This is a genomic window from Acinetobacter sp. YH12100 (assembly GCF_013419135.1).
Classification (GTDB): Bacteria; Pseudomonadota; Gammaproteobacteria; order Pseudomonadales; family Moraxellaceae; genus Acinetobacter; species Acinetobacter pseudolwoffii.
In genome coordinates, this window is the sequence record NZ_VPAQ01000013.1 from 1 (window position 1) to 16,064 (window position 16,064).

A 16,064-nucleotide genomic window follows, 5' to 3' on the forward strand; every position below is an offset into this window, starting at 1 on the left:
ACAATAGCAAGAGTGAACCACCTGATCCCTTCCCGAACTCAGAAGTGAAACCTCTTTGCGCTGATGGTAGTGTGGGGTTACCCATGTGAGAGTAAGTCATCGCCAGCTCATTATTCGAAACACCCCCAACTTAACAGTTGGGGGTGTTTTTTTGTGCGCGGGATAATATTATAAGTAGATGAAATTGGGGCAGGTATTTAGATGCTAGATCCAAAAGTAAAATCAAAGCCATTCAAATACTATAAAACGAGTCTCTGCTGTTGCTGCAAATATATCTGTTTACTTTTCTATGCTGAATTTCTGTGAAGACTTGTGTATTGTGATATTAATTTAGAGAATAAAAAAGCGTGGAGAGGATGATGGTAGCGCAATTTAAAATAAAAATTTTACTCAGTTGTTGTGCTTTGGCATTGACTGCCTGTCATGCCGATAACTCATCTTCTGGCAGTATTCAAGAGGCTTCCACCTCATCTTCTAAATCTGAAGCTACAGCCTCAAATGTACAAAAATATAAGATCGCACAGGTGGCACAATTTAATGAGCCGTGGGCAATTGCATCACTCAAAGATGGCCGTTTACTGATTACCGAACGTAAAGGAAAATTACAACTTTTTGATCCACGTACCAAGCAGAAAGTCGAAGTTAAAGGTATTCCTCAAGTTGCCTATGGTGGCCAAGGAGGCTTGGGTGAAGTCGCTTTACATCCGGATTTTGCAAACAATCAGTGGGTCTATCTCAGCTATGCTGAACAAGGTCAGGGTGGCTATGGCGCAGTGGTGATCCGTGGCAAACTGGATTTAAACCAGACTGCCCCTCAATTGACTCAAATTGAACGGATCTGGACTCAAGTCCCTAAATTTTCAGGGCAGGGACATTATGCACACCGGATTGTATTTGGACCGGATGGCAAGCTCTGGATCGGTTCAGGGGAACGGCAGCAATTTACTCCAGCACAGGATATGCAGTCCAATGCCGGTAAAATTATTCGTTTAAATGATGACGGTTCAATTCCTGCTGATAATCCTTTTATGAATCAGGGTAAAATTGCCCAGCAGATCTGGAGTCTTGGACACCGCAATCCTTTAGGCATGGCTTTTGATCCACAGGGGCAGTTCTGGGTGATTGAAATGGGTCCCAAAGGTGGGGATGAGCTGAATAAGATCATCAAAGCTAAAAATTATGGCTATCCAGTGGTGTCAAATGGTGATCATTATGATGGCAAGCCCATTCCCGACCATGCTACTCGCCCGGAATTTGAAGCGCCAGCACTGGATTGGACGCCGGTCATTTCTCCTTCAGATCTGTTGTTTTATACAGGAAATGTATTTCCACAATGGAAAAATAAAGCGATCACGACTGGTTTGTCTTCCAAGGCGCTTGTGATTGTGGATACGACACAGAATCCGGTCAAAGAAGTCCAGCGTGTGGATATGAAGGAGCGGATTCGTGGCGCGATTCAGGCCAGTGATGGTACGCTTTGGATAATTCAGGATGGCACGCAAGCCAAGTTATTAAAAATGACCGCACCTTAATCCTTTGTTTGAAAGGCTGCATTTGGACATGAAATATCGAGCGAGGCAGAATGCTCATGATCTGCTGACGATCTGAATAAATTTTTTTTTAAGATGATCCTGATATGAAAGAAAAAGGCCTCGACATCCTGTGAAGGCCTTTTCATATTCTGGCAAAGGTATAATGTCTGTTATACCGATCAGCATCCTGCTTGGTAAATCTTTTTATTTTTCTGACAAGACTGCCTGTCTTGGTATGACTCGAATATAGCCCGAAGTAGTGCAGCCCAATAGGGCATTTGACTGCATCGATTGTAGGTCAAAGCTGACAGGTGAATTTCAAAAATAGCAGTGAAAGAATGACTATTTAACCAAAGCAGCAGTCCATCGTTTTTATTAAATCAATCATTAAACCCAACCTGAATATTTTAGTTTGAGCAGGATCTAAGCTTTAAAACAAAAAAGCCTCAACATCCTGTTGAGGCTTTTCTGGATTTGCTTCTCAGATCTGACTCCTGTCTAATCTGTCAACGTCCTGTTGATTTGCGCTTGTTATTGTTGTCGTATCGCTTTGCAGACGTCCTGTCTGTCTATGTAGTGACTATAGTCCTAACTAAGCGTAGTACATAGCCGCTATATGCAGCGGTCGCTGTAGGCGAAAACCTACGATGCTGTCGGCTAAAGTCTCAAGCACTGACATACTGAATTAATTTATCTACTACTACTTTTAGATTTTTAGTATCAAATTCATTGCCCTGGAACGAATAATCCTTATTTCTTGCGAAGATGTCACGGATTTCAATCACGGCATTGGTATCGATCAGTCCAAGTTGAGTCCCGACCTGACGAATCTGGTCTATTGAACGTGAACCGTTGGTGACACCATAACCAATATAGGCTGCCGGTTTGCCTTGCCATTCCTTGGCAAGGTAATCCAGCGCATTTTTTAGCGCAGGGCTGTAGCCATGATTATATTCAGGTGTGATAAAAATAAAGGCATCGCCGCGCGCAATTTTGTCTGCCCAGTCTTGCTGTTTGGGCTGATCATAGATCCCGGTCAGTGGCGGATGAGCACCGCTAAAGAGTGGAAGAGCCCATTCTTTTAAATCGACAATTTCAATTTCAAGCGTACTAAAACCATAGCTTTTAATTTCCTGTAGTACCCAGTGCGCCACTTTAAGCGCGGTACGCCCCTCACGTACACTGCCGACCACAATATAAATTTTCATACCTATTCCTTTCTGGGTTTCTTATCATCCAATTAAATTAATCAGATTTCAGAGAGGTGACTAGAGATGATTTGTATCCTGAGCATAAAAAAGCTCCCGAAGGAGCTTTTAAAAATCATGCGATTAGCAGATGTTTTACATCAACTTTAGGCCTTGCTGACCGGCAGGGGTTACTTTAAAGATTTCCACTTCAAAGGTGATGTTCTTGCCTGCCAGTGGATGGTTAAAGTCCACTTCGGTGATGTCATCATTGACTGAACGTACCACACCATACAAAGTCGCCTTGGCTTTGTCTTCAAACTCGATCATGTGACCCTCGATCGGACGTTCTCCAAACTTCACCGTATCGAACTTCTGGATGTTTTCCGGATTCCACGGACCAAAAGCATCTTCCGGAGGCAGACTTACGGTACGACGGTCACCGGCACGTAAACCAAACAGTGCTTTTTCAAAGCCTGGCAATAAATTACCATCGCCAATCGTGAGGCTGACCGGGGCTTCACGGCTACGGGTATTGTCAATTTCTACGCCATTTTCGATCGCGACAGAAAAATGCAGCTCGACCTTAGAGCCGTCTGCAACCCGGGTTTCTTCATTAGGATGAATAAAATCAGTCATGTTGTGCTTGCGCCCGTTGAATTCGATATTTTTCTAAGAAAAAGGTATCAATTAGCATCAGAATAGTGCCAAGCGTGATGGCACTGTCTGCGATATTGAAAGCAGGGAAGTGGCTGTTCTGGTAATACACATGAATAAAATCGACCACATAGCCGAGACTGACCCGGTCGATTAAATTACCGATTGCACCACCCAAAATCAGGGCAATTGCTAGCGGTAAAACCTTCATGTTTTTTGGCATACGCATCAGCCAAAAAACAAAGATCACAGACACAATCCCTGCCAGTGAAGTAAAGAAATAACGTTGCCAACCACCCGCATCGGACAGAAAACTAAAGGCAGCGCCATAGTTATGCAATAGTGTCCAATTTAAAAAGGGCAGCACAGGGATAGGATCTGCATAGTTCAGATTCGTCACTGCAATCCATTTGGTCCATTGATCCAGAATGATCGCCACAATGGCCAGCCCAATCCACCATAAATTATGTGGATAGAACTGGAATAAGCCCTTTTTAGTCTGGGTATTAGGCATATTTTCTCTCTTCGCCTTGGCCTGTAGGAAGGTTAATAATACAACGGCCACAGAGTCCTGGATGTGAGCTATGTGTATTTACATCCGGAAGCACATGCCAGCAGCGTACACATTTCTCGCCATCTGCCGCAGAGACTTTCACGTTAAGCCCTTCAAGATCTGAGGCTTCACCTTGTGTAGCCTCAAACTCGTTCACGATCACTTGCGAGGTAATCAGAACGAAGCGTAATTCATCATCGAGACGGTCAAGTACGGTTTTCAGTTCTGCAGTTGCCCACAGTTCAACTTTCGCCGACAGGTTCGAGCCGACTGTTTTGGCACCACGTGCAGTTTCAATAAACTTGTTCACGGCCGACTTCACCGCAATCAGGGTTTGCCATTCTGCTTCTGAAATCACGTTGGCTGTAGACGCGACCGGAATGTCATACCATTCAGTGGTGAATACATATTTCTCTGATTGCTCAGGAATCAGTGGCCATGCTTCTTGTGCAGTAAAGCTCAGGATCGGTGCCATCCAGCGCACAAAGGCCTGTACCAAATGATACAACGCAGTTTGTGCAGAATGACGCGCTTTTGAGTCCGCTTTGGTGGTGTATTGACGGTCTTTGATGATGTCGAGGTAGAAACCACCGAGGTCGTTGATACAGAAGTTAGTTAATGCGCTGGTCACGATATGGAAGTTCATATCTTCATAAGCTTGCTGAACGGTTTTCTGAACTTCCGCTGCACGTTGCAGGATGTATTGATCCAGTGCAATCAACTGATCGACTGGTAATGCATCTGTTGAAGGTTTGAAGCCATTCAAGTTCGCTAACAAGAAACGCAAGGTGTTACGGATACGACGATAACCATCGGATGCACGGCTAAAGATTTCTTTACCCGCGGTCATTTCATAACGGTAATCCGCAGAGGCGATCCAGAAACGCAAGCCGTCTGCCCCCATATCTTTAATGATGTCTTGCGGTGTGATTACATTACCGATTGATTTCGACATCTTGCGGCCTTTTTCATCGACCACGAAACCGTGAGTCAGCAAGCCTTTATACGGTGCGCGTTCATTGATGGCAATCGAGGTCAATAACGATGACTGGAACCAGCCACGGTGCTGGTCTGAACCTTCAAGATACAAATCAGCAGGATCAGTTAAGTCTTCACGTTCACGCAGTACCGCATAATGGGTGGTACCAGAGTCGAACCAAACGTCTAGCGTATCGCGTACAGCATTGTATTGCTCCGCGTCCGCACCGATGAATTCAGATGCATCACGGTTGTACCAACCATCAATGCCTTCTTGTTCAATCAGTTTTGCTACGATTTCGATCAATTCAGGTGTACGTGGGTGCAATTCATTGGTGTCTTTATGTACGAAGAACGGAATTGGCACGCCCCAAGTACGTTGACGTGAAATACACCAGTCCGGACGACCTTCGATCATGGCCTGAATTCGGTTTTTACCCCAATCTGGAACGAATTGGATATCATTTTCAATCGCATTCAACGCGCCCTGACGCAGGCCTTTGGCATCCATGCTGATAAACCATTGTGGTGTGGCACGGAAGATAATTGGGGTTTTATGACGCCAGCAATGTGGGTAGCTATGCTTGATTGGCTTATGTGCCCACAGCTTATTGGCTTCACCCAGCGCCGCAATAATTTGTGGATTGGCTTTATAAATGTGCTCACCCGCAAACAGTGGCGAAGTCGGTAAATACACCCCATTTCCGCCGACTGGATTGTCAACCTTCAAGTTGTACAATAAGCCCACTTTATAGTCGTCCACACCATGACCCGGAGCCGTATGTACTGCACCGGTACCACTGGTGGCAATCACGTGTTCGCCCAAAATGACCGGTACCTGACGATCGCTAATTAAAGGATGTTGCAGAACAAGGTGTTCAAGTTTGCTACCGCTAAAGCCTGCAATTACTTCGAATGAAGTAAAACCATAACGCTCAGTTGCCGATTCCACCAGATCTTTGGCCAGGATAAAGTTTTGTGCTGCTTTTTCGTCACCACGTGCTTTAACCAGTTGATACTCAATTTCGGCATGTACAGCAACGGCCTGGTTGGCAGGTAGTGTCCAAGGCGTGGTGGTCCAGATGACGATGTCTGTTGAATCACTAACAGTTACACCCAAACGTGCAGATAAATCCGCTAAATCAACCACCGTAAAACCGACATCAATGGCATCTGATTTTTTATCTTCATATTCAACTTCAGCTTCAGCCAAAGATGAACCACAGTCCAGACACCAGTTCACCGGTTTCAGACCCGGCTCGATATGACCGGCTTTGGCAATCGCACCCAATGAACGTACGATGTCCGCTTCCTGTTTGAAGTTCATGGTCAGGTAAGGGTTGTTCCAATCACCGAATACACCCATACGCACGAAGTCTTTCTTTTGCAGTTCAACTTGGGTGTAGGCATATTCACGGCAGGCTTTACGGAAGGTAGAGGCATCTACCTTGACGCCGACTTTACCGACTTTTTCTTCAACTTTGAGTTCGATTGGCAGACCGTGACAGTCCCAGCCCGGTACATAGGGTGCATCAAAACCATCCATCACGCGGCTTTTGATGATGATGTCTTTTAATACTTTATTGACCGCATGACCCAAATGGATTTGACCATTTGCATAGGGAGGGCCGTCATGAAGTACATATTTTTTCTTGCCAATACGCGACGCACGAATCTGCTGATAAATGTTGTCGGCATACCACTCTTCTAACCATTTCGCTTCACGTACTGCCAAATTTGCTTTCATTGCAAATTCAGTACCTGGGAGGTTTAGCGTGGCTTTATAGTCCACTGCATTTTCAGGAGTTTGCTTATCGCTCATGCAAGTCGTCTTCCAATCTAATCAGTTATGTTACTGACACGTTTTACAATAAAAATATGGGATATTAAAAGGGAAATGTAGGATGATTTCGACGAAACTCCAGCAGTTTCTCGACATCATCATCAATTCCGGCTTTTAGCGCTTCAAGCGAAGGATAGTCCTTTTCGCCATGTAAATAGTTTAAGAACGTCACCCGCATTAACAGGCCATACAGATTAGCAGAAACATCCGGAAAATGTACTTCTAATCGCCATTCTGGATGGGCTTGTTTGATGGCTGGGCGTGTTCCCACATGACCCGCACCAAACAGGGCAGTGGGGTCATAACCCGCAATGCCTGTTTTAGTAGCATGATCATGTTTTACTTTATCCCTGAGGGATTCAGTTTCACAGATGACTTCAACCCCATAAATGCCATTCAGACAGGGCTTATGCCTGTTCAGTCGTACATTAATGGTTGGGAAATCAATGGTTCGGCCAATCTGATCGCCGTATTGCACCCGTCCGGTAATACTATAAGGCCGGCCGAGTAATTTGGCAGCAAGGGCTAAATCGCCTGCTTGTAAAGTCTGACGAATCCGGGTTGAACTGACCCGTTCACCCTCTAAAGCAATGGTGCTTAAATTGGTGACTTGGAAACCATAATTGCGCAGGAATTCGCTATTGCCCTGACGGTTTTTACCGAAGTGAAAGTCATCACCTAAAACCAGATGCTGTGCATTGAGTTTTTCTTTTAAAATGTCGGCAAAGGCTTCTGCGGTCAGGCTGCGAAAAGTATGATCGAATTTCGCCACCGCAATATAGTCCACACCGAGTTCAGTCAGGTATTCGACTTTTTCACGTAAGGATGAAATCCGCGGTGGGGCTTCATAACCCTTAAAATATTCAAGAGGTTGCGGCTCAAAAATCATTACAACAGATTTTAAACCCTGTGCTTCAGCCACCTGTTGCAGCTGACGGATCATCGCCTGATGACCTAAATGCACGCCGTCAAAATTGCCGATCGTCAAGGCCGTTTTGGGTAGTTCAGAATGAGATGCTAAAGCATTTAGACGGAGCAGCTGCATGGGCAAATCAAGTGCTTGGAAATATCGAGAGGCTATATATTGCCATAATCTCGCCGTTTCGTCTTGTTGTTGTGTTTTTATGCAATATTTTTCTTGAAAATTCATTTTCCTGAATATCAAATCAGATTGTTTTTCGACGCTTCAAATGGATCCGATCAGCGCATTCCTGCTTTTCATTCAGCGAATTTTGCTTTCTAATGTCAGCGCTTTTCTTTGTATCAGGTATTTCAAATGTCCAATCTGGCACTCATCATGGCGCTACCCAATGAATCAAAAGGCTTGTTTGAAGCTCAAGGCATAAATGTACATTACAGCGGAATTGGTAAAGTGAATGCAGCCTTTAAAGCCTTCGAGGTGATTCAAAAAACGGGCTGCACAACCTTGCTGAATTTGGGTACAGCTGGCAGCTCGCATTTTAATGCCCATGAACTGATTGAAGTCAGTCAGTTTGTACAGCGTGATATGGATGTTTCACCACTTGGTTTTGAAGTCGGTGTAACACCCATGGATCAGGATTATCCTGCCGCGATTGAACTGGAGGCGTTCTTTGAACATTTACCCAAAGGAATTTGCGGGACAGGCGACAGTTTTGAAACCGGTAGTGCGAAAGTGCCATGTCATCTGGTCGATATGGAAGGTTATGCCCTGGCAAAAGTGTGTAAGAAGCTCGGTGTTCGCCTGATTTCAGTCAAGTATATTACGGATGGGGCCAATGAGACTGCACATCTGGACTGGGAAGAAAACCTGTTACAGGGTGCGAAAAAGTTATTAGATTTATATCGAATGGTAAAATAAGAGAGAAGGGTAAGTTTGCTCGGCGACCATAGCAGCTATGGTCGTATGCCAATCAGAAGCGCTTGCTTATTTATCCGTACGTGGAATCACGCCGTATAACATCATATTGACCGTATGCTGGATAATGCGTTGCTGCATACTGCGGTTACGCAAGGTTTTCCCTGTCACCATTTCCATCTGGGTCGAAAAGTCTGCATAGTTCTGGGTAAGGGCCCAAATATTCAGAATCAGCAATTCAGGATCGATATCTGCTGAAATCTTGCCCTGTTCCTGCCAGTTAGAAATGACTTTGGCTTTACGCTTCACCAGTTTCTTTAGCGGGCCTTTTAAAATTTCCAGTATATGCGGTGCACCTTGGATCACCTCTAAAGCAAACAAACGAGATGCTTTAGGCTGGGTACGTGATACTTCAATTTTTTGCATTAAATAGTTGGTAATCGCTTCTTCAGGCTCAAGTTCGGCCTCAAGGGTTTGTAAAGGCGCCAGCCATTTTTGTAGAACGGTGGTCAATACCTCTACATAGAGGGCTTCTTTATTTTCATAATAATAGAAAATATTCGACTTATGCATTTCTGCAATCTGTGCAATTTCATCTAGACTTGCCCCATTAAAACCGTACAGGGAAAATACATCTAGTGCAGCATTCAGCAGCTGGTTGCGTTTTTGAGTACTCTTTTTTTGTTCCATTAGCAAATATAAAAAACAATGAAAAAATGGGAATCCTCAATTGTACGGCAAATCATCAGATTTGTGCACACAGTCCATGGCTAATTTTTTGAATAATGATGATTTATTCTCTAGATCAATATTTAAAATGGCTTAAATGCATCAAGCCAGAGCAAAAAATGCAAGTTTATGAAAATACTTAAATTATTGAAATATTTTTATTTTGAAATAGAGTCAAAAAATGAATGCTTTTATGACCCAGATTAGCCTGCAGTTTTAAATTCAGCTCAGGACTTGGCTTGAAGATGAAACCCAAAACTCCCCTATTCTGGGCTTCATCGGATATTTAGGTGGCCAAAACTGCCTGTAAGACTTGCTGTTCCAGTTCTGCAAATTTCAGACTTTTTTGCCGTGGACGTGGCAAGTCAACCCGAAACTCTTTGGCAATATGACCCTTATCCAGCAGGATAATCCGGTCTGCCAGTTGCACTGCCTCACTGACATCATGAGTCACCAGAATCGCGGTAAAGCCTTGCTCGGTCCATAAGCGTTCGATCAGGTTTTGCATCTCCAGACGTGTCAGGGCATCCAGGGCACCGAGTGGTTCATCCAGCAGCAGAATAAGGGGCTGATGCGATAATGCACGTGCCAGGGCCGTCCGTTGACGTTGACCACCAGACAACTGTGATGGCCACAGCCCAGCTTTCTCTTTTAAGCCCACTTTTTCCAGCATGTGTGAAGCTTTGGCATGTTGCTCTTTGCCGAGGCCTAATTGTACATTTTGTTCGATGCTACGCCATGGCAGCAGGCGCGGGTCCTGAAACATCACCCGAATATCATCTGCAGTAATTCCTTCACGGATATGCCGTGCGGATTTAAACTTGATTTCGCCATAACTCTGTTTTTCCAGATCAGCAATCAGACGCAATAGGGTACTTTTACCACAACCACTACGACCGACAATCGCCAGAAATTCGCCCGGTTGAATATGCAGATCCAGATCTTCTAGAACTTTGACTGAACCATAAAATTTGTGCAATTGTTCAATAATGATTTCGGCACCAAGGGCTGCATTCGGATTGATATCTGTCGCAGGTTGCTCGGGTGGTGCAATCGGGTCATTGACATGACGCCCTAAACTCAGATCAGTCATTACATGCTCCTTATTTCAATTTATTTTTGATAGCCGGCATGCCAGCGCAGCAGGAATCGTTCTAAGGCGACTGCCAGCACGTCGGCCAATTTACCGAGCAGGGCATAGAGTAAAATACCGACCAGGACGATATCCGTTTGCAGGAATTCGCGTGCATTCATGGTCATATAGCCAATACCGGACTGGGCAGAAATCGTTTCAGCAACAATCAAAAGCACCCAGACCAGCCCTAGAGAAAAACGTAGCCCGACTAAAATGGAAGGCATTGCTCCCGGGAGAATAATCTCTTTATACAGCTGCCAACGCGTGAGGCCATAGCTTTTACCCATCTCGATCAATTGTGGATCGACTGAGCGAATTCCGTGATAGGTATTGATATAAATCGGGAAAAATACCCCGATAGCGACTAAAAACAGTTTGGCGGATTCATCAATCCCGAACCAGAGAATCACCAATGGAATCAGCGCGAGCGCCGGAATGTTGCGGATCATCTGCAAAGTGGTATCGAGCAGGGTAGAGGCGATTTTGGATGAACCATTTAACAGACCCAATAACAGACCTAAACCACCACCGACCAATAAGCCGCTGATGGCACGTCCTGCGCTGACTTGTACATGAGTCTGGAGTTCGCCGCTGAGCAATAAATTCCAGAAGGCCAAAATTACTGCAGTGGGTGCAGGCAAAATCCGGCTTTCCAGTAGACCTGTGCTGGAAGCAATTTGCCAAATGGCAATCAATACAACTGGAACCAGCCAGGGCAGCAAATGCCGCCCCAGAATTGTTCCACGTGAAACCTGCTTTTTTGAGAGGGTTTCAACGGAAACGACTTTCGACATTAAACAGACTCCTGAATTTTCTCAGCCTGCTTGTTCTCATCCGGTGTGTAGTTATTCGCTACGATTTCACCGAATGGACCCGTCAAGTTTGGTTGAGCCAATTTTTTCTGGGTTTCCAGTGGAAGGAATGGGAACACCAGTTCGGCAAAACGGATGGATTCTTCCAGATGCGGGTAGCCAGAGAAAATGAAAGTATCAATTCCTAAATCCGCATATTCCTGAATACGTGCTGCGACAGTTGCTGGGTCACCGACCAATGCAGTCCCTGCGCCACCACGCACCAGTCCTACACCGGCCCAGAGGTTTGGCGATACTTCCAGCTTGCTACGGTCGCCGTTGTGCAATTCAGCCATACGACGCTGACCGACCGAATCCATAGATTTGAACTTGGCTTGGGCCGCAGCGATGGTGGCATCATCGACATATTGAATCAGTTCTTCCGCTGCCGCCCAAGCCTGTTCATTGGTTTCACGCACAATCACGTGCAGACGGATACCGTAGCTCAGTTCACGACCCTTAGCGGCTGCCTTGGCACGGACATTTTCAATTTTTTCTTTGACTGCTGCTGGTGGTTCACCCCAGGTCAGGTAAGTGTCCACCTGATCGGTGGCCAGCTCAACCGCATCATCCGAAGAGCCACCGAACCAGAGCGGCGGATGTGGCTGTTGTACAGGTGGATAGAGGAGTTTGGCATCATCGACACTTAAGCGTTCGCCGTGGAAAGTGAAGCTTTCACCAGTATGGGAACGTTTTAAAATTTCACGCCAGATGGTGGTGTATTCAGTGGCCGTTTTATAGCGGGTTTTGTGATCTTCATAGACGCCGTCACCTTTTAGTTCCTGCTCATCACCACCAGTAACTAGATTTAGCAGCACCCGGCCATTGGATAAACGGTCAAAGGTTGCAGCCATACGTGCCGCCAGCGCAGGTGTGGTCACCCCGGGACGAAGTGCCACCAGAAATTTTAATTTTTTCGTTGCATCAATCAAACTTGCTGCTGTTAACCAAGGATCTTCACATGAACGGCCTGTGGGAATCAGGACACCTTCATAACCTAAATTATCGACCGCAACTGCAATCTGCTTCATATAGGCATGATCGACTTGGCGTGCACCTTTGCTGGTGCCCAAGTAGCGACTGTCACCATGTGTTGGGATAAACCAGAAAATTTTCATGCTCGATATCCTTAAAATTAAATTGCTCAGAAATTAATGTGGAGTAGTAGGCGACCAAATCTGTTCCTGGACGCTAATGTGATTAGGAATTAATTGAACCCGCTGGAACAGGTCAGCTTGTCATTGCTTGCTACCAGCAGATTCAAGGCTGATTTCTGAAAACTCATCGCAATGCTTTGAACCTGTTGCCGTGCTGTATGTTCTGCAGCAGTGCTTCGCTGTGGCTTGTGTTTCCGGCAAGCAGTCAGAGCCAAGCTGCATAAGGCTAAACTGAGGTAGGAAACCGTTTTTAAATGACGCATCTGTATTCCCGAATTATTCTGTTGTTATTTAATAATCGCTGCATCAATATTCAGCTTTTGTGGAATCAGCTGCTGCGCATAAAACGCATCTGCCACCTGTTGCTGTTTTTGAATCACGTCAGGAGTGAGGGGTTTAACGCCAAAGCCCATACGGGAAATCGAGGTTTTTAAGACATCAACGGCCAGACCGGTCGGTTGTTGCAGAAGTTTGGCTGCTGCATCCTGGTTTTTTGCAACCCAGTCCGTGGTCAGATTCAGTTCATTGACGACTGCCTGTACCACCTGAGGATGGCTTTCTGCAAACTTGCGATCTGCCAGATAAAATTGGTGATTGCTCACGATGTTCTCACCCGTGGCAATCACACGCGCGCCAATTTGATGTTCAGCAGCGGCAAAGAATGGATCCCAAATCACCCAAGCGTCCACTGCACCACGTTCAAAAGCTGCACGTGCATCAGAGGGTGGCAGGTAAATCACTTCAATATCGCTGAGTTTCAGATTGTTGGCTTCAAGAACTTTCAACAGTAAATAATGCACGTTGGAACCTTTGTTCAAGACCACACGTTTGCCTTTCAGATCCTGAATCGATTGAATCGGGGAGTCTTTCGGTACAATTAGGGCTTCGGCTTTAGGCGCTGGTGGCTGGTTTGCGACATAGACCAGATTTGAGTTCGCTGCCTGGGCAAAAATTGGGGGTGCTTCACCTGCTTCACCAAAAGACACGCTGCCGACATTCAGGCCTTCAAGTAACTGTGGGCCAGCGGGAAACTCCACCCATTTCACATTTACGCCTTGTTTTTTTAATGAGGCTTCTAGCGTGCCGCGTTCTTTTAAAATTGGCAGTACGCCGTATTTTTGGAAACCAATATTCAAGGTGGTGGTATCTTCCTGTTTTGAACAGCCAGAAAGCATCATGACGCCAGCCACTGCAGTACCGAGTACTGCAGTTTTTGCTAAAAACTGAACATTAGATTGGCGCATGAAGCAAAACTCCCGAAAGTGAAAACTAGCGAATAAAACCTAGACACACGCTAATCGTTTTTGTTTTTCTAAAAAAATAACTATTCAGGAATTTCTAATGAAGAAAAAAGATAAATAAAAAAACGCAAAACTTATGCGAAAAAGTGATTTATATGACAATGAAGATTTGCCAATAAAATTAATCAAACTTATGAAATATATATTTATTTTTATAAATTCAATCTGCTGATATATTTAGCTAAAAAGCAGCAATGGCATTTTAAAATTTAAATTGGAATTGTCAGATATCTTTATCTGAAATTAAGCTAAGGCACTCAAAGAAAAAGTCACTTTAAAGTGACTTTTTACAAACGATTGAATTGCGTTGATAATTATAAAATGCCTGACGCGCATCCGGCAGGTCATCGACTGAAGTTGGTTCAAAGCCCTGTTCCAGAAACCAGTGCGCGGTACGCGTGGTTAAAATAAACAGCTGCTGAATCTGCATGCTTTTGGCTTTTTCTTCAAGATAATGCAAGATCTGGCTACCGCGATTGGACTGGCGATAACTTGGATGCACTGCGACACAGGCAATTTCTGCAGAACGTAATTCATCGCCAGTGGTCGGAATCGGGTAAAGGGCTGCACAGGCCAGAATCATGCCATCCCGTTCAATCACGGCAAACTGGTTAATTTCATTTTCCAGACGTTCACGGGAACGATAGACCAGAATCCCTTCTTCTTCTAATGGACGCAGCAAGCCGATCAGGCCACCGACATCCTGAATATCTGCCATTCGCACTTCTTCATAATGCGCGTCAGTGACCAAGGTGCCAGAACCATCACGGGTAAACAGCTCTTCAAGTAGCGCACCATCATAGGCATAGGAAATCAGGTGCACCCGATGTACGCCGTTCATGGAGGCCTCTTGTGCTGCCTTAAGTTGCAAGCCTCTTTCAAGCCCATCTTGTTCTGCCGGAATATAGTCATCCAGCTGTTGCGGGGTGACTTCGCGTTTGAGCTGGCCGTTACTGTCCATTAAACCATGCTGCTTGCCCAGAAAAATCAGCTTATCTGCCTTCAGTCGAATCGCAGTTTTGGTCGCAACTTCTTCAGCCAATAGATTAAAAACTTCGCCGGTGGTGGAATAACCAGTCGGGCCAAGCACCACAATATTATGGCTGTCCAGATGTCGCTGAATCGCATCGGTATCGACCGCGCGGACTTCACCAGTGAGCTGAAAATCTATGCCATCACGAATGCCATAAGGTTTGGCCGTCACAAAATTTCCTGAAACCGTATCAATACGGGCACCATACATCGGTGAGTTGGCCAGTCCCATAGACAGCAGGGCTTCAATTTGCAGACGAATCGAACCGACCGCATTCATCACACAGCTTAAGGATTCACGTGTGGTTACCCGGCGCTGCTGATGAAAGGGCGTACTGATCTGGCTCTGGGCCAGATTCTGGTTAATTTGTGGACGTGCACCATGTACCAGAATCAGCCGAATGCCCAAAGAGTGCAATAAGGCGATATCGTGAATGATATGTTGAAAATTGTCATTTAAGACCGCTTCACCATCAAACATGATCACAAAGGTTTTATTGCGGTGCGCATTGATATAAGGCGCAGAATGGCGAAACCAGTGCACATATTGCAATGTTGTGCTGTGTGAGGTTTCTGCTGAAGTCATGCCTGTGCCTATTTCAATGATTGAAGATCCAGCTTTGATTCTAATGAAAAAAAACGCAAGTGGAAGTGCAGAAATAAAAAAACACCTGAAGGGGACTTCAGGTGTCTGCAAGACGAGCAGTAATGGAGAAAAATTAATTGATGATTCGTACAATTCTATTGCTACGTTCATTGACCAGAACGTAGTCATTGTTGACTTTGTACCATTGCTGGAAACGGCCGGTATTCGGTAAACGGCGAGCTTCGCGATCACTGACTTCAAAACGCTTGTTATCGTATTGACGCGGTAAGCTTTGTCCTACACGCCAGTCACGGCTTGGATTAACCATACGGTTATTATGGCGGCGGTCATCATTCCAGCGACGGTCGTCATTCCATTTTTTACTGTCTTTAGCATTCCAGTGCGGTGCCGGTTTATGCGGATTATGGTTATAACGCGGATCATGCTGTGGTGCTGCCATTGCAGAAGTAGCCAACAAAGCACTTAGGGATAACGCAATTGTAGTTAGGACTTTTTTCATGGCTCTCACCTAAAATGTAGATCTGATTTCGATGAGATTAAATTAGCGAATAAGTACATAGAAAGCGTGAGGGCTATTTAGTTAAATTGTTAAATTCATGAAGAAATTTAGAAGATAAATCACTTGAACCAAAAGTGTGAAAATCAGCAGGAGTTTTAGTTCAAAA

15 protein-coding genes and 1 rRNA gene are annotated in these 16,064 nt (G+C 45.1%); 3 read left to right on the top strand and 13 right to left on the bottom strand.

Annotated features, from left to right (window positions below; genetic code table 11):
• Both rrf and FTU40_RS10130 read left to right on the top strand, forming a co-directional pair.
• A 5S ribosomal RNA gene (gene rrf / locus FTU40_RS10125) occupies nt 1-108 on the top strand; the annotation flags it as partial.
• A 251-nt stretch (nt 109-359) separates the two neighbouring features.
• Nucleotides 360-1,532: a PQQ-dependent sugar dehydrogenase gene (locus FTU40_RS10130; RefSeq protein ID WP_074383804.1), complete on the top strand. Its 1,173-nt coding sequence runs from the start codon at nt 360-362 to the stop codon at nt 1,530-1,532.
• Nucleotides 1,533-2,197: 665 nt separating this feature from the next.
• On the opposite strand, the gene FTU40_RS10135 is transcribed toward FTU40_RS10130, so the two are convergent.
• The 5 genes from FTU40_RS10135 to ribF all read right to left on the bottom strand — a co-directional run bounded on the left by FTU40_RS10135 (nt 2,198) and on the right by ribF (nt 7,795).
• On the bottom strand, nt 2,198-2,740 hold the full coding sequence (locus FTU40_RS10135; RefSeq protein ID WP_100354971.1) for an NADPH-dependent FMN reductase: 543 nt from the start codon (nt 2,738-2,740) through the stop codon (nt 2,198-2,200).
• 135 nt (nt 2,741-2,875) lie between these two features.
• Nucleotides 2,876-3,358 (bottom strand): peptidylprolyl isomerase, encoded by a 483-nt coding sequence (locus FTU40_RS10140; protein ID WP_100354970.1) that lies wholly within the window; start codon nt 3,356-3,358, stop codon nt 2,876-2,878.
• Nucleotides 3,351-3,890, bottom strand: coding sequence for a signal peptidase II (lspA, locus tag FTU40_RS10145; RefSeq protein WP_005173413.1), 540 nt, complete (start codon nt 3,888-3,890; stop codon nt 3,351-3,353). The genes FTU40_RS10140 and lspA overlap by 8 nt, the downstream gene beginning before the upstream one ends.
• Entirely contained in the window at nt 3,883-6,729 is a 2,847-nt protein-coding gene (gene ileS / locus FTU40_RS10150) for an isoleucine--tRNA ligase (RefSeq protein ID WP_100534571.1), read from the bottom strand. The genes lspA and ileS overlap by 8 nt, the downstream gene beginning before the upstream one ends.
• Before the next feature lie 64 nt (nt 6,730-6,793).
• Nucleotides 6,794-7,795, bottom strand: a complete 1,002-nt coding sequence (ribF, locus tag FTU40_RS10155; protein ID WP_100354969.1) for a bifunctional riboflavin kinase/FAD synthetase — start codon at nt 7,793-7,795, stop codon at nt 6,794-6,796.
• 231 nt (nt 7,796-8,026) lie between these two features.
• On the opposite strand from ribF, the gene FTU40_RS10160 reads away from it, so the two are divergent.
• Nucleotides 8,027-8,590, top strand: coding sequence for a 5'-nucleosidase (locus tag FTU40_RS10160; protein ID WP_180040713.1), 564 nt, complete (start codon nt 8,027-8,029; stop codon nt 8,588-8,590).
• Nucleotides 8,591-8,656: 66 nt separating this feature from the next.
• On the opposite strand, the gene FTU40_RS10165 is transcribed toward FTU40_RS10160, so the two are convergent.
• The 8 genes from FTU40_RS10165 to FTU40_RS10200 all read right to left on the bottom strand — a co-directional run bounded on the left by FTU40_RS10165 (nt 8,657) and on the right by FTU40_RS10200 (nt 15,898).
• Nucleotides 8,657-9,277: a TetR family transcriptional regulator C-terminal domain-containing protein gene (locus tag FTU40_RS10165; protein ID WP_005173402.1), complete on the bottom strand. Its 621-nt coding sequence runs from the start codon at nt 9,275-9,277 to the stop codon at nt 8,657-8,659.
• Nucleotides 9,278-9,602: 325 nt separating this feature from the next.
• Nucleotides 9,603-10,409, bottom strand: a complete 807-nt coding sequence (locus tag FTU40_RS10170) for an ABC transporter ATP-binding protein (protein WP_180040715.1) — start codon at nt 10,407-10,409, stop codon at nt 9,603-9,605.
• Nucleotides 10,410-10,429: 20 nt separating this feature from the next.
• Nucleotides 10,430-11,245: an aliphatic sulfonate ABC transporter permease SsuC gene (gene ssuC / locus FTU40_RS10175; RefSeq protein ID WP_005173397.1), complete on the bottom strand. Its 816-nt coding sequence runs from the start codon at nt 11,243-11,245 to the stop codon at nt 10,430-10,432.
• Complete coding sequence (gene ssuD, locus FTU40_RS10180; protein ID WP_180040717.1) at nt 11,245-12,420, bottom strand: FMNH2-dependent alkanesulfonate monooxygenase; 1,176 nt, start codon at nt 12,418-12,420, stop codon at nt 11,245-11,247. Before ssuD ends, ssuC begins: the two co-directional genes overlap by 1 nt.
• Before the next feature lie 89 nt (nt 12,421-12,509).
• Complete coding sequence (locus FTU40_RS10185; RefSeq protein ID WP_100354966.1) at nt 12,510-12,722, bottom strand: hypothetical protein; 213 nt, start codon at nt 12,720-12,722, stop codon at nt 12,510-12,512.
• Between the two features lie 24 nt (nt 12,723-12,746).
• Entirely contained in the window at nt 12,747-13,703 is a 957-nt protein-coding gene (locus tag FTU40_RS10190; RefSeq protein ID WP_180040719.1) for a sulfonate ABC transporter substrate-binding protein, read from the bottom strand.
• 331 nt (nt 13,704-14,034) lie between these two features.
• Nucleotides 14,035-15,378 (bottom strand): amino-acid N-acetyltransferase, encoded by a 1,344-nt coding sequence (argA, locus tag FTU40_RS10195; RefSeq protein ID WP_005173384.1) that lies wholly within the window; start codon nt 15,376-15,378, stop codon nt 14,035-14,037.
• Between the two features lie 133 nt (nt 15,379-15,511).
• Complete coding sequence (locus tag FTU40_RS10200) at nt 15,512-15,898, bottom strand: RcnB family protein (protein WP_005173379.1); 387 nt, start codon at nt 15,896-15,898, stop codon at nt 15,512-15,514.
• Between the last annotated feature and the right edge of the window lie 166 nt (nt 15,899-16,064).